Source organism: Agromyces sp. NPDC029043, from assembly GCF_055564615.1.
This window is the reverse complement of the sequence record NZ_JBVHVX010000011.1, coordinates 18,971-32,332: the sequence shown is the minus strand read 5'-3', so window position 1 is coordinate 32,332 and position 13,362 is coordinate 18,971. Positions and strand designations below refer to the sequence as shown.

The 13,362-nt window shown below is 72.4% G+C and carries 11 protein-coding genes; 1 reads left to right on the top strand and 10 read right to left on the bottom strand.

The window, feature by feature from the left end:
* Nucleotides 1–92: 92 nt before the first annotated feature.
* A complete protein-coding gene (locus ACZ4TW_RS14245; RefSeq protein ID WP_465543464.1) occupies nt 93–1,307 on the bottom strand; it encodes a hypothetical protein in 1,215 nt (404 codons plus the stop codon).
* Between the two features lie 87 nt (nt 1,308–1,394).
* On the opposite strand from ACZ4TW_RS14245, the gene ACZ4TW_RS14240 reads away from it, so the two are divergent.
* Nucleotides 1,395–1,988, top strand: coding sequence for a TetR/AcrR family transcriptional regulator (locus ACZ4TW_RS14240; RefSeq protein WP_465543461.1), 594 nt, complete (start codon nt 1,395–1,397; stop codon nt 1,986–1,988).
* Nucleotides 1,989–1,994: 6 nt separating this feature from the next.
* On the opposite strand, the gene nagB is transcribed toward ACZ4TW_RS14240, so the two are convergent.
* The 9 genes from nagB to ACZ4TW_RS14195 all read right to left on the bottom strand — a co-directional run bounded on the left by nagB (nt 1,995) and on the right by ACZ4TW_RS14195 (nt 13,344).
* Nucleotides 1,995–2,780 carry a glucosamine-6-phosphate deaminase gene (gene nagB / locus ACZ4TW_RS14235; protein WP_465543459.1) on the bottom strand — a complete coding sequence of 262 codons (786 nt, stop codon included), beginning with the start codon at nt 2,778–2,780 and terminating at the stop codon, nt 1,995–1,997.
* Nucleotides 2,765–3,703 carry an ROK family protein gene (locus tag ACZ4TW_RS14230; RefSeq protein ID WP_465543457.1) on the bottom strand — a complete coding sequence of 313 codons (939 nt, stop codon included), beginning with the start codon at nt 3,701–3,703 and terminating at the stop codon, nt 2,765–2,767. The genes nagB and ACZ4TW_RS14230 overlap by 16 nt, the downstream gene beginning before the upstream one ends.
* On the bottom strand, nt 3,700–5,277 hold the full coding sequence (locus ACZ4TW_RS14225; protein WP_465543455.1) for a glycoside hydrolase family 3 protein: 1,578 nt from the start codon (nt 5,275–5,277) through the stop codon (nt 3,700–3,702). Before ACZ4TW_RS14225 ends, ACZ4TW_RS14230 begins: the two co-directional genes overlap by 4 nt.
* Entirely contained in the window at nt 5,274–6,203 is a 930-nt protein-coding gene (locus ACZ4TW_RS14220; RefSeq protein WP_465543453.1) for a carbohydrate ABC transporter permease, read from the bottom strand. The genes ACZ4TW_RS14225 and ACZ4TW_RS14220 overlap by 4 nt, the downstream gene beginning before the upstream one ends.
* Nucleotides 6,200–7,195, bottom strand: a complete 996-nt coding sequence (locus ACZ4TW_RS14215; RefSeq protein ID WP_465543451.1) for a carbohydrate ABC transporter permease — start codon at nt 7,193–7,195, stop codon at nt 6,200–6,202. Before ACZ4TW_RS14215 ends, ACZ4TW_RS14220 begins: the two co-directional genes overlap by 4 nt.
* 78 nt (nt 7,196–7,273) lie before the next feature.
* A complete protein-coding gene (locus ACZ4TW_RS14210; RefSeq protein WP_465543449.1) occupies nt 7,274–8,539 on the bottom strand; it encodes an extracellular solute-binding protein in 1,266 nt (421 codons plus the stop codon).
* 69 nt (nt 8,540–8,608) lie between these two features.
* Nucleotides 8,609–9,748 carry an ROK family transcriptional regulator gene (locus ACZ4TW_RS14205; RefSeq protein WP_465543704.1) on the bottom strand — a complete coding sequence of 380 codons (1,140 nt, stop codon included), beginning with the start codon at nt 9,746–9,748 and terminating at the stop codon, nt 8,609–8,611.
* Between the two features lie 400 nt (nt 9,749–10,148).
* Nucleotides 10,149–12,029: a heavy metal translocating P-type ATPase gene (locus ACZ4TW_RS14200; protein ID WP_465543447.1), complete on the bottom strand. Its 1,881-nt coding sequence runs from the start codon at nt 12,027–12,029 to the stop codon at nt 10,149–10,151.
* Nucleotides 12,030–12,126: 97 nt separating this feature from the next.
* Nucleotides 12,127–13,344: an NADP-dependent isocitrate dehydrogenase gene (locus tag ACZ4TW_RS14195; RefSeq protein ID WP_465543445.1), complete on the bottom strand. Its 1,218-nt coding sequence runs from the start codon at nt 13,342–13,344 to the stop codon at nt 12,127–12,129.
* Nucleotides 13,345–13,362: the final 18 nt, after the last annotated feature.

The following is a 13,362-nucleotide window of genomic DNA, read 5'->3' as shown; positions in this document are numbered from 1 at the left end:
GGAGGGGGGTCGGTCGTCGCCCCAGGCCCCCCCCCCCCCCCCCCCCACCAAAACGCCCCCCCCCCCCCCCCCCCCCCCCGGGTCGGTCGCGATCAGCCGACCGGCGTGGTCTCGCGTGCGGCCGGCGCCGCGGGCGCGGCCGGTGCATCGTCGACGTGCGCGGCCTCGGCATCGGACTCGGCGCCGCCGGCCGTGCGGAAGTGGCCGAGGAGCGAGAGCAGGATGCCGCCGGCCGCCCAGGCCGCGAGGACGAGCCACGGGAACGTGGTGTCGGCAGCCGGGAAGTACGACAGGTCGCGCAGGAGCGTCGCGGCCGCGCCCGGCGGGAACCACTGGCCGATCGCACCCCATGGCGTCGGCAGGAACTCGACGGGGATCGCGGCGGCCGAGATCGGGTTGGCCACGAGCAGGAACGTGACCACCCCGACCGCGATGCCCGCGCGGCCGATGAGCGCGACGAAGCCCGTGATCGGTGCGGCGATCGCGGCGAGCGCGAGCGCGATGGCGGCGCTGTTCGCCCAGTAGTCGCCCTGCAGCGCGCCGAACCATCCCTGCAGGATGCCCGTGAGCAGGAGGCCGGCGGCCGCGGAGTACGCCACGACGGCGACGACGCGCCGGACCGCACCGATGACCGTGAGCGAGATCGCGATGCCGCCGAGCATGCCGCCGATCACGATGGGGAACATCGCGGCGGTGAGGCCGGTGCCGCGCGGGTCGGTGTCGGCGAGCGGCACGACGTCGGTGACCGTCACCGTGACGGACGGCAGTTCGGGCACGCTCGGTGCGGCCGGCGGCGCGGCGGGCGCCTGCCCGGAGGCTTGCGCGAGCGCGGCCTGCACGGCCGAGCGGACGGCTTCTTGCAGCGCGGTCTGGAGCTGGGCCGGAAGCTGCTCGCGGAGCTGCGCGTCGATGCCCTGCTGGAGTTCGCCGGCAGTGGCGCGGAGGAGCTGTGCGACGACCGGGCTCGCGGCCGACGCCACGAGGACCTCGGGTGCGTCGGTGGGCGCGTCGCCGAGGATGATCGCGCCGTACGCATCACGGCGCTCGATCGCAGCGACCGCGGCGTCGCGATCGTCGACGCGCTCGATCGCGACGGCGCCCTCGGCCTGGTCGGCGATGCGGGACTCGACCTGCTCGACGGCCGCGTCGGGCCCGGCGACCGCGACGGGCAGGTCTCTGGGTTCGGCCGTGACGGACGGCCAGGCGAACGCCAGCACGATCAGGCCGACGACGAGCGAGAGCGCCGCCCCGATGCCGATCGCGCGCCCGTACGAGGTCATCCCGTGGGATGCGGTCCTCGGTTCCATGACGACTCCCTATCCAAAACGAATATTCGTTCTTTTATAATGGACCGGCGGCCTAGGATCGTCAAGAGCCGGGAAAGGGGCGTGCCGATGCCGAAGGTCACCGAGGCCCACCGCGAGGCGAGGCGCTCCCAGATCGCGTCGGCGGCCCTCCGGTGCTTCGCCGCGAAGGGCTTCCGCGGCACGTCCATGGCCGACATCATCGCGGCGTCGGGTCTCTCGGCGGGCGCGATCTACGGGCACTACGCGAGCAAGGAGGAGCTCTTCTTCGAGGCCGCGCAGCTGGTGCTCTCGGCCCGCTCGCTCGAGCTCGAGGAGGTCCGCGCCGACCACGGTCCCCTCCCGCCGGGCGAGATCATGGCCACCCTGATCGACGGCATGCGGCACGAGGACATCACGCCCAACCTCTTCCTGCAGGTCTGGGCCGAGGCCGCGATCGACCCGCCCGTCCGCGAGATGGTCCACCGGTTCCTCGCGCCGATCCGGCAGATGCTCGGCGGGCTCGTCGCCGAGTGGGCGGCCGCGCATCCCGAGGTCGCCGCCGACGACCCCGAGGCGTACGCGCGGCGCGCGGTCCCGGTGCTCATGGGGCTCGCGCCGGGCTTCATGGTGCAGCGCGCCATCCTCCCCGACTTCGACGAGGACGCCTACCTCGAGACGGTGCGCCGGCTCATCCCGCGCTGACCGGGATCAGATGCCCTGCCAGTCGGGCTTGTTGGCCCAGGCGTGCCGGTAGTACGCGGCGTGCTCGAGGGCGGATGCCGCGGCCTCGTCGACCACGACGGTCGCGTGCGGATGCAGCTGCACGGCCGAACCCGGGCGGCTCGCCGTGACCGGCCCCTCGACCGCATCGGCCACCGCGCGTGCCTTGGCCTCGCCGAACGCCAGCAGCACGAGGTGCCGCGCGCCCAGGATCGTGCCGATGCCCTGCGTGATGCAGTGCATGGGCACGTCATCGGGCGAATCGAAGAAGCGCGCGTTGTCGGCGCGGGTCTGCTCGGTGAGCGTCTTCACGCGCGTGCGCGAGGCGAGCGAGGATCCCGGCTCGTTGAAGCCGATGTGCCCGGTGCGGCCGATGCCGAGCACCTGCAGGTCGATCCCGCCGGCCGCCTCCATCGCGCGCTCGTACTCGGCGGCGGCGGTGCGGATGGTCTCGGGCGCGCCGTTCGGCACGTGCACGAGGTCGGGCGCGAGTCCGAGCGGCTCGACGACCTCGCGCGTGATCACGGCGCGGTACGACTCGGGATGCCCCGGCGGCAGCCCGACGTACTCGTCGAGCGCGAAGCCGCGCACGCGCGAGACGTCCAGCCGATCGTGGGCGATCCGCCGGGCGAGTGCGCGGTACGTCGAGAGCGGCGTCGAGCCGGTCGCCAGGCCGAGCACCGCGTCGGGCCGGCCGGCGATGAGGTCGACGACGGCACTCGCGACGAGCTCGCCCGCCTCCTCCTCGCCCGCGACGATCACGACCTCCGCCATGCCGCCACCTCCCGGTCCTCTCCGATCAGCGCAGCGCCGACCGCGGCGGCGGGGAACCCGCGCGGGATCACCTGCACGCGGCGCGGCAGGTCGAGCGAGGCGAGGAACGCCGAGTCGGCGGCCCAGGCGGCGAGCACGCGGCGCGTGCCCTCGAGCAGGCGGTCGCCCAGCGACGCGAGGCCGCCGCCGATCACGATGTCGTCGACATCGGTCGTGAGCGCGAGCAGCCGCACGGCCGACGCGACGCCCGTGAGGAAGCGCTCGCGCGCGGCGACGGCGCGGGCGTCGCCGCCATCCGCCCGGTCGAACAGCTCGACGGCCGGGTGGCGGTGCCGGCTCGGCCACAGCGTCACGAGCGCCGAGCCCGAGGCGATCGTCTCGAGGCAGCCGCGCTGCCCGCACGCGCACCGCTCCCCCGCCGGGTCGACCGGGATGTGCCCGATCTCTCCGGCGACGCCCCGGCCGCCACGCAGCAGGCGCCCCTCGAGCACGATGCCCGCCGCGAGCCCCGTGCCGAGGTTCAGGTAGGCCATCGAGTGCGCGCGGACGCCATCGGCGAGGCCGAGGAGGTGGTGCGCGCCGAGCGCGGCCGCGTTGACGTCGTTCTCGACGCGCACGTCGACACCGAGCCGGTCGGCCAGCCGCGGCCCGAGGTCGAGCCCCTCGAGTCCGAGGTTCACGGCATGCGTCACGCGCCCGGTCGCGGCGTCCACCGAACCCGGGATGCCGATGCCGATGGAGTGGAACGCGTGCGCGTCGACGCCCGCGAGCTCCGACATCCGCTCGACCGTGCGCAGTGCCGTGTCGACGACCGCCTCGGCGCCGAAGCCCGTCGGCATGCGCACCTGGTCGCTGAGCTCGCCGCCGTCGCCGATCGCGACGGCCGCGGTCTTGGTGCCGCCGATGTCGATGCCGAGCCTCATGGCGCCGCCTCCGAGGTCGAGGCCGGCGCGGGCTCGGGCGCGCGTACCGTGCGATCCACGAGCGCGGCGAGCGCCTCTGCGACCGCGCGCGACGCGCCGAACGTGGCGACGTCGGCGAGCGCGAGGTCGTCGCTCGGCCAGCCCATGTCGACGGTGACGACATCGGCGCGCGCGCTGCGCAGTCCGACGATCGCGTCGACGGCGAACGGATGGCGATGCAGGTCCTTGCCCACGACGAGCACGGGTCCGGCGAGCTCCGCCGGCTCCGTCAGCGGCGTCCCGGCGTCGAGCGCGACGATGGCGGCATCGGCCAGCCAGGCGGGTGCCGGACGGCGCGGATCGGGCTCGGCCACGAGGGCGAAGGGCCCCCACGGCACGGCGCCCACGGCGATGTTCGCGACGGTGTCGACGCGCACGACGGTGCCGATGCCGCCGGTGCCCGCGAGGCGGTCGAGCGCGCCGCTCACGTGGAACGACGCGGTGATCCGCTCCGGGAGGTCGGCGGGCAGGCCGGGCGACGCGAGGTCCCCCGGGGGCGACCCGGCGGACGGCGCGCCGGGCACCGTGCGAGCCGACGCGAGCGCACGCACGCGCGCCGCGGCATCCGTCACCCGCTCCGCGGGCAGCCGGCCGCCGTCGATCGCGGAGCCGATCGCCGCGACGATCTCCTCGAGCTGCGCGGCCGTGTTGTCGGTGCCGATGCAGAGGAGGTCGCAGCCGGCGGCGAGCGCGCGCACGGCCGCCTCGGGGATGCCGTGCACGCCGCTCGCCCCGGCCATGTCGAGCGCGTCGGAGACGATGACGCCCTCGTAGCCCAGCTCCCCGCGGAGCAGGCCGTGCAGGATGCGGGGAGACAGGGTGGCGGGATGCTCCGCATCGAGCTGCGGCAGCAGGATGTGGGAGGTCATGATCGACCGGGTGCCGGCGGCGATCGCGGCGCGGAACGGCGCGAGCTCGCGCTCGCGGAGGCGCTCGAGCGGCAGGTCGACGACCGGCAGCGCGAGGTGCGAGTCGGTCGCCGTGTCGCCGTGCCCCGGGAAGTGCTTCGCCGCCGCGTCGATGCCGGCCGACTGCACGCCCTCGACCCACGCGGCCGTGTGCCGGGCGACCGGCTCCGGCGATGCGCCGAAGCTGCGCACGCCGATCACCGGGTTGAGGGGGTTCGAGTTGATGTCGGCGTCGGGCGCGAAGGTCATGGTGCAGCCCGCGGCGGCGAGCGCGTCGCCCACCGCGCGACCGACGGCCCGGGTGAGCGCGACGTCGTCGATGCGACCGAGCACGGCGTTGCCGGGGTACGGCGCACCGCGGTCGGCGAAGAGGCGGGTGACGTCGCCGCCCTCCTCGTCGATGGCGACGACCGCCTCGGGATTCGCCTCGCGCAGGGCCCGGGTGAGCTCCGCGAGTTGTGCGGGCGTCGCCACGTTCGTGCCGAAGATGCACACGCCGCCGAGGCCCTCCGCGAGCAGCGCGAGCAGCCACTCGGGCGCGACCGGCCCCTCGAAGCCGGGCAGCAGGGTCGTGAGGATGTCGCGGCGCAGGCCTTCACCCGCTCCGCCCCTGGTCTCGATGCTCATCCCTTGACGGCTCCGCTCACGAGCCCGCTCGTCATGCGACCCTGCACGAACAGGAAGAACACGATCACGGGAATGGCCATCAGGGTCGAGCCTGCCATGATCGCCGCCCAGTTCGTCGTGCCGTTCGCGACCAGGAAGGTGCGCAGCCACACCGGCAGCGTCATCATCTCGGGTCGTGCGTTGAGCACGAGCGCCATGACGAACTCGTTCCACGCCTGGATGAACCCGAACACGCCCGTCGCGACGAGGCCCGGCGCGAGCAGCGGGAACGTGACCCGCCAGAAGGCGCCCGCCCTGGAGCATCCGTCGATCATCGCCGCCTCCTCGAGGTCGGCGGGCACGCCGTTGACGAAGCCGCGCAGCGTCCAGATCGTGAACGGCAGCACGGTGGCGACGTACACGATCGTCAGGCCGATGAGGGTGTTGAGCAGGTGCCATCCGTCGATCACCCGGAAGATCGAGACCATCATGGCCTCGCCGGGGATCATCTGGATCACGAGGATCGCGATGATGAACGCGCGGCGGCTGCGGAAGCGGAACCGCGTCACGGCGAGCGCCGCGAGGAAGGCGAAGACCACCGCGACCGCGACCGTGGTCAGCGTGACGATGAGCGAGTTCGCCGCGGCCGGCAGGAACGGCGTGCGGCCCGGATCGAACAGGACCGTCTCGTAGTTGCGGAGCGTGAAGTTGTCGGGCCAGAAGTGGATCTCGGACCCGCGGATCTCGTTGTTCGGCTGGAACGACGTGTTCACCATCCAGTAGACGGGGAACACGAACAGCGCGAACAGCACGACCGAGAGCGCGCTCCAGCCCACGGTCGCGAGGCGGGTCCGGCGGCGGCCGGGGCGCGAGCCCGGTGCGCGGCCGGCGGAGGCAGGGCCGGCAGTGGGGGCGACGTGCAGGCCGGGGGTGGTCGCAGCGGTCACAGCTCCTCCTCCTTCACGGTCTGGCGGATGTAGTACAGGGAGGCGGTCATGATGATGAGTGCGGTGATGACGGCGATCGCGCCGCCCGTGCCGAAGTCGCCGCCGGCGATCGAGACCTGGTAGATGTACACGCCGAGCGTGTTGGTCTGCTCGCGGATGCCGCCGATGTCCTGCAGCGCGAAGATCTGCGTGAACACCTTCAAGTCCCAGATGATCTGCAGGATCGTCGTGATGAGGAAGATCGGCTTGAGGTACGGGAAGACGATGAGGCGGAAGCGCTGCACGCCGCCCGCGCCATCCAGCTGCGACGCCTCGAGCACCTCGTCGGGCACCTGCGTGAGGCCCGCGTAGAGCGCGAAGGCGACGAACGGCACGGCGCCCCACGTGATGACGACCCCCGCGACCAGGAAGAAGCTCAGCGGATCGATGAGCCAGGAGTGCTGCGCGAACTGCTCGAGCCCGAACGTGTTCACGAGCACGTGGTTGATGACGCCGTAGTCGGTGTCGAACATCCAGCCCCACACGATCGTCGCCGACAGGGGCGGCATCGCCCAGGCCAGCAGCAGCCCGATCGAGAGGAGCAGGCGGAACCCCTTGGGCAGGCGCTGCAGCAGCAGCGCGATGAGCGTGCCGAGCACCATCGTGATCACGACGCAGGCCGCCGCGAAGACGAGGCTGCGAGCGAGCACCTCGTAGAAGGAGACGTCGGTGAGGACGTCGACGTAGTTCTCGAACCACACCCAGGCGGGCGGAGCGCCGAAGACCTGCGCGCGGCCGAACTCCTGCATGGAGGTGACGACGAGTTGGATGAGGGGCCAGCCGACGATCGCGGCGAGCACGATCGAGGCGGGCACGAGGAGCGCATACGGCGTGAACCCGCCGGAGGGGCGGCCGCGGCGGCGCGGCCGCGGCGGTCCGGGCGGGGGCGCGGTGAGGCGCTCGCCCTCGACCGAGCTCACGGCCGAGGTGAGGCCGGCGTCGGTGGTGGTCATGTGGGATCTCCTGCGTCTGGCATGAGGAGGGTGCGGCCGCACCGCCATTCTGCGCGCGGCCGCACCCCGATGGAACGATCAGCCGTTGAGGATGTCCTCGATCTGCTCGTCGGCGTCCGCGGCGAGCGCGGCGACGTCGCCGCCCTGCGCGATCTTGACGAAGAGGTCCTGCAGGATGCCCGCGGCCTCGACGTCGGCCCACTTCGGCGAGGCCGGGGTGAGCTTGGCGTTGCCGGCGGCCGCGGCGATCGCCTGCGCGACCTCGTCGGTGCCGAGGGTGTCGGCGAGCGAGAGCTTGGCGGGCACGAGGCCGTTCTCGCCGTAGATCGTCTGGAACTCGTCGGACAGGATGATTCCCAGCGCGTCGAGGGCGAGCTCGGGGTGCTGCGAGTTGGCCGAGATGCCGATGTTGGAGCCGCCGGCGAAGACCTGCGCTGCGCCGCCGTCCTTGCCCGGCAGGGCGTAGACGCCGAGGTTGGACTCCTGGTCGGGGCAGCCCGGGGTCTCGGCGTCGGCGGGGGCGAGGATCGACCACTTGACCCAGCTCGGGGCCGACAGCTGCAGCGTGGTGCCGTCGCAGAAGCCGACCTGCGGGTTGGTCTCGTTGCCGTCCTTCGGCGCGAGGGATGCCTCGGTCATGACCTGCTGGACCTGCTCGAGGCCGGCGATCGACTCGTCGCTGGAGAGCTGCGCGTCCCACCCGTCGCCGTCGGGCACCGCGACCTCGCCGCCGTTCTCCCAGATGTACGGGAGGGCGTTGTACCAGTCCTGGCCGGGCCACCAGATGCCGGACTTGCCGGGGTTGGCGTCGGCGAGCTGGATGCCCTGCTCGATGTACTGGTCGAGGGTCGTCGGCGCCTCGAGACCGGCCGCGGCGAGGGCGTCCTTCTTGTAGAAGACCAGGCGCGCACCGGAGTAGAGCGGAGCGGCGTAGAACTTGTCGTCGTACGAACCGGCCTCGACGAAGCCGGGCAGCAGGTCGTCGCCGCCGAGCTCGTCGTAGTGCTCGGTGAGGTCGAGGAATGCGCCGGCCGAGGTGAACGCCGACGCCTGGGTGTTGCCGACCTCGACGATGTCGGGGCTGTCCGAGCCCGAGAGGCTGGTGGTGAGGCGGTCCACGAGTCCGTCCCACGACTGCTCCTCGATGACCAGCGTGGAGCCCGGGTGCTCCTCCTCGAACGTGTCGATCAGGTACTCGCGGGCCTCGTCGGGCGTGTCGGTGCCGACGAGCCAGACGCGGATCTCGGCGCCCTCCTCGGAGGCGGCGTCGCCTCCGGAGGTGGCGCACCCGGCGAGCGTCAGCGCTGCCACGGCGCCGAGCGCCGCGATGCCGAGTTTCCTCATTGCGTGGTTTCCTTTCATAGGGCGGGGGTGGGAGCGGATGCGCCGCCACCCTTGGTGCGGGGTGGGGCTCTAGGAGACCCCGAGTTGTCCGGACAGGACCATGACGGCCGCGCCGCGCAGGACGATGTCCTGCCCGTGCGCGGTCATCCGGAGCCTCAGATCACGGTGGTGTTCCGCCATGGTCCGGTTCCGGAGCGTCTCGACGGTCGCCTCGATGAGGGGACCGTCAAGCAGGTCCGCCGGTCCGCTGAGCACGACCTCGGAGAGGTTCAGCGCACCGACGACGGGGGCGAGCACGATGCCGAGGCGCCGGCCCGCTTCCCGGAGGGTCTCTTCGCGAGCGGATGCCGCGGCACCCGTCGTGCCGAGCCGTTCGAGCTCGGCGGTCAGGCGCGGCACGGCCAGCCACGCCTCGAGGCAGCCGTGCTTGCCGCACGCGCACCTCGGGCCGCCGTCGGTGCCGACGACGACATGGCCGATCTCGCCCGCGGCCGAGCCGGCGCCGAGCACCGGGCGTCCGCCGACGATGAGGCCGGAGCCGACGCCGTGGCCGACCTTGACGAGGATCAGGTCGCCGGGCGCGCTCGCGTGCTCGGCGAGCACCGCGACGTTCGCGTCGTTCGCGACGTGCACGGGCAGGTGGAAGGCGGCGGCGAGGCGCTCCTGCAGGGGCACGTCGGTCCAGCCGAGGTTCGGTGCGGAGTGCACGATACCGTTCGGCTCGACGACGCCCGGCGAGCCGACGCCGATGCCGAGCACGCGTGCGGTCGTGAGCGCGAGCAGGCCGTCGAGGAGCTCGAGCACGAGCTCGACGGCCCGCTCGCCGGTGGCGCCGTCGAGCGCGACCTCGGCCCGGGCCAGGATGCCGCCGTCGAGGTCGAGCACGGCGCCGCGGAAGCGGGTGTGCTCGGAGAGGTCGAGCGCGACGATGTGGAAGCCGGTGCGGTCGACGTCGATGAGGGTGGCGGGCTTGCCCGGACGCGCATCCTCGCGCTGGCCGAGCTCGACGACCAGGCCCTCGCCGATCAGCTCGGCGACGAGGTCGGACACCGTGACGCGCGTGAGGCCGGTCTCGCGGGCCACATCGGCCCGGCTCTGCGCCCCCTGCGTGTACAGCGTCTGCAGCACGAGCGAGCGGTTGTGGCTGCGCGCGTGCTCGGGGAGGACCTTGCCCGAGGCGCGGAGGACGCGAGCGGCGAAGAGCGGCACGTCGCCGCTCGTGGCGGGGGCCGGGGTCTGGGTTCGCGATGCATCCGTTGCGGTCACGTTTGTTAGTAAACCTTACGAACAAACCCACCGCAAGCCACTGTTACCAATACGTGACCATCGGGCGCTGGGTTCGAAATGACGCGAAACGTCGTTCGCCGCCGTGCGGAGAGCGATTCCCGTCACCTCGACGCGGGGGCGGCGAGTCGGCGCGAGCCGGCTGGGCGAACCGGCGAGCGAGATGACGCGAAACGTCGTTCGCCGCCGCGCGGAGAGCGATTCCCGTCACCTCGACGCGCGGGCCCGCGGGACGGCAACGGGTGGCCAACCCCGAGAGCAGATGTGCCGGGCGCGCGCAGCCGCGGTCGGACGACGGTTGCTCCGCCCGGCGAAGCCAGGCGAGTCAGCGAGCGGATGCCGCGGCGCGCGCTCGTACGGGCGCGGCCGCCGTCGCGGCATCGCGCCGGCCGCCGATCGCCCGCAGTGCCGCGAGGATCGCCGCGAGGTCGACGAACTCCTGCAGCAGCGCACCCGCGGTCGCGGGGATGAACCCGAAGGCCGCGACGAGCATGAGGCCCACGCTCACGATGATGCCGAGCCAGATGCTCTGCAGCGCGATGCGCACGGTGTCGCGCCCGATCTCGACCGCCTTGGCCGTACGCGCGATGTCGTCGACCAGGATCACCGCGTCGGCGGACTCGCTCGCCGCCGTCGCGCCGCGCGCGCCCATCGCGACCCCGACGTCGGCCGCGGCCAGCACCGGCGCGTCGTTCACGCCGTCGCCGACCATGATGACGGGTCGCTCGGCGATCGCGGCCACTTCCTGCACCTTGTCGGCCGGCAGGCACTCGGCGCGCACGCGCTCGAGGCCGAGCTCGGCCGCGATGTGGTCGGCCGTGGCCTGCGCGTCGCCGGTCAGCATCATCGAGTGGTGGACGCCGAGCGAGTCCAGTCGCTCGAGCGTGGTGCGCGCGTTCTCGCGGAGCCGGTCGCGCGCGAGGAACGCGCCCGCGGAGCGCCCGTCGACGGCGACGTAGACGGCCAGCTCGCCGGGCGCGATCGTCGCGCGCCGCGTCGTGGGCGCGTGCTGCCGCACGAACGCGTACTTGCCGACGACGACCTCGCGGCCGCCGATCCGGGCGACCACGCCGTTGGTCGCGTCCTCGCGGGCGGCCTCGGCCTCGAGGAGCCGGATGCCGCGCTCGGTCGCGGCCTGCATCATCGAGGCGGCGAGGACGTGCGAGGAGTACTGCTCGGCCGATGCCACGAGCCCGAGCAGCTCGTCGGCGTCGAAGCCCGGCTCGGCGCGGATCGCGACGAGCTCGGGTTCGCCGTGCGTGAGCGTGCCGGTCTTGTCGAACACGGCGGTCCTCGCGCGCGCGAGCTGCTCGAGCACTCCCCCGCCCTTGACGATGATGCCGTTGCGCGCGGCTCGGCTCATGCCGCCGATGAAGGCGACCGGCGCCGCGATGAGCAGGGGGCACGGCGTCGCGAGCACGAGCACCTCGGCGAACCGCACCGGGTCGCCCGAGACCCACCATGCGACGCCGGCGAGCAGGAGCGAGAAGACGGTGAACGGCACCGCGTACCGGTCGGCCAGCCGCACGACCGGCGCCTTGCTGGCGGCGGCCTCGCTGACGAGCGCGACGATCTGCTGGTACTGGCTGTCGGCCGCGCGCGCCGTCGCGGTCATCTCGACCGCCACCGGGCCGTTCACCGAACCGCTCAGCAGCTCGTCGCCCGTGTGCTTCTCGACCGGGACGCTCTCGCCGGTGATCGACGACTCGTCGACCGAGGTCGCGGCGGAGCGCAGGCTGCCGTCGACCGGCACGATCTCGCTCGGACGTACGAGCAGCACGTCGCCCGGCTCGACCTCGTCGACCGGGACGTCCTCGAAGTGGTCGTCCAGCACGCGATGCGCGTGCTGCGGGGCGCGGGTGAGCAGCGCGTCGAGTTCTCGCTTCGCGCGCCGACCGGCGTAGTCCTCGAGCGCCTCGCCGCCCGTGAGCATGAGCACGACGATGAGCGCGGCGACGTACTCGCCCACGGCGACCGTCGCGACGATGGCCGTGACGGCGAGGATGTCGAGCCCCCAGTGGCCGCGCAGGATGTCGCGCACCATGCTCACGGCCTGCCACGCTGCGACGCCCAGCGCGTAGACGCTGAAGATCCACGCCACCAGCTCGCCCCGGCCCGCGAGGGCGAGCACGATCCCGGCGAGCCCGATCGCGAGCGTGAGCGCGACGACCGAGTACCGGCGGATGAGGCGGATGCCGCGGGCCATGTGCTCCATCCTCCCCGATCGGCGCCGTGATCGGCCCGGGTACGGCGAAGGGCCGGAGGCACGCGGCATCCGGCCCTTCGAGCGTCGGCGACCTCGACTACGCGGCCAGGCGCGCCTTGAGGTTCGCGTCGATCGTGTCGAGGAACTCCTCGGTCGTCTGGAACGCCTGGTCGGGGCCGACGAGGAGCGCGAGGTCCTTGGTCATGGCGCCGGACTCGACGGTCTCGACGATGACCTCCTCGAGGGTGTGCGCGAAGTCGATGAGCTCCTGGTTGCCATCGAGCTTGCCGCGGTGCGCGAGGCCGCGCGTCCAGGCGAAGATCGAGGCGATCGGGTTCGTCGAGGTCGGCTTGCCCTGCTGGTGCTGGCGGTAGTGGCGCGTGACCGTCCCGTGCGCCGCCTCGGCCTCGACGATGCTGCCGTCGGGCGTGGTGAGCACCGAGGTCATGAGCCCGAGCGAGCCGAAGCCCTGCGCCACGGTGTCGGACTGGACGTCGCCGTCGTAGTTCTTGCAGGCCCAGACGTAGCCGCCCTCCCACTTGAGCGACGCGGCCACCATGTCGTCGATGAGGCGGTGCTCGTAGGTGAGGCCGGCCTCGTCGAACTTGCCCTTGAACTCGGTGTCGAAGACATCCTGGAAGATGTCCTTGAAGCGGCCGTCGTAGGCCTTGAGGATCGTGTTCTTGGTCGACAGGTAGACCGGGTAGTTGCGGGCGAGGCCGTAGTTCAGCGATGCGCGGGCGAAGTCGCGGATCGACTCGTCGAGGTTGTACATGCCCATCGCCACACCCGAGCCGGGCGCCTGGAAGACCTCGAACTGCTGCGGCTCGGAGCCGTCCTGCGGGGTGAAGGTCATCGTGAGGGTGCCGGCACCCTCGAACTTGAAGTCGGTGGCGCGGTACTGGTCGCCGAACGCGTGGCGGCCGACGATGATCGGCTTGTTCCAGCCGGGCACGAGGCGCGGGATGTTCGAGATGATGATCGGCTCGCGGAAGATCACGCCGCCGAGGATGTTGCGGATCGTGCCGTTGGGCGAGCGCCACATCTTCTTGAGGCCGAACTCCTCGACGCGCGCCTCGTCGGGCGTGATCGTCGCGCACTTGACGCCGACGCCGTGCTTCTTGATCGCGTTGGCCGCGTCGACCGTGATCTGGTCGTCGGTCTCGTCGCGCTTCTGGATGGAGAGGTCGTAGTACTCGAGGTTGACGTCGAGGTACGGGTGGATGAGCTGGTCCTTGATGGCCTGCCAGATGATGCGGGTCATCTCGTCGCCGTCGAGTTCGACGACGGTGCCTTCGACCTTGATCTTCGACAAGGGGCGGTCTCCTTGGGA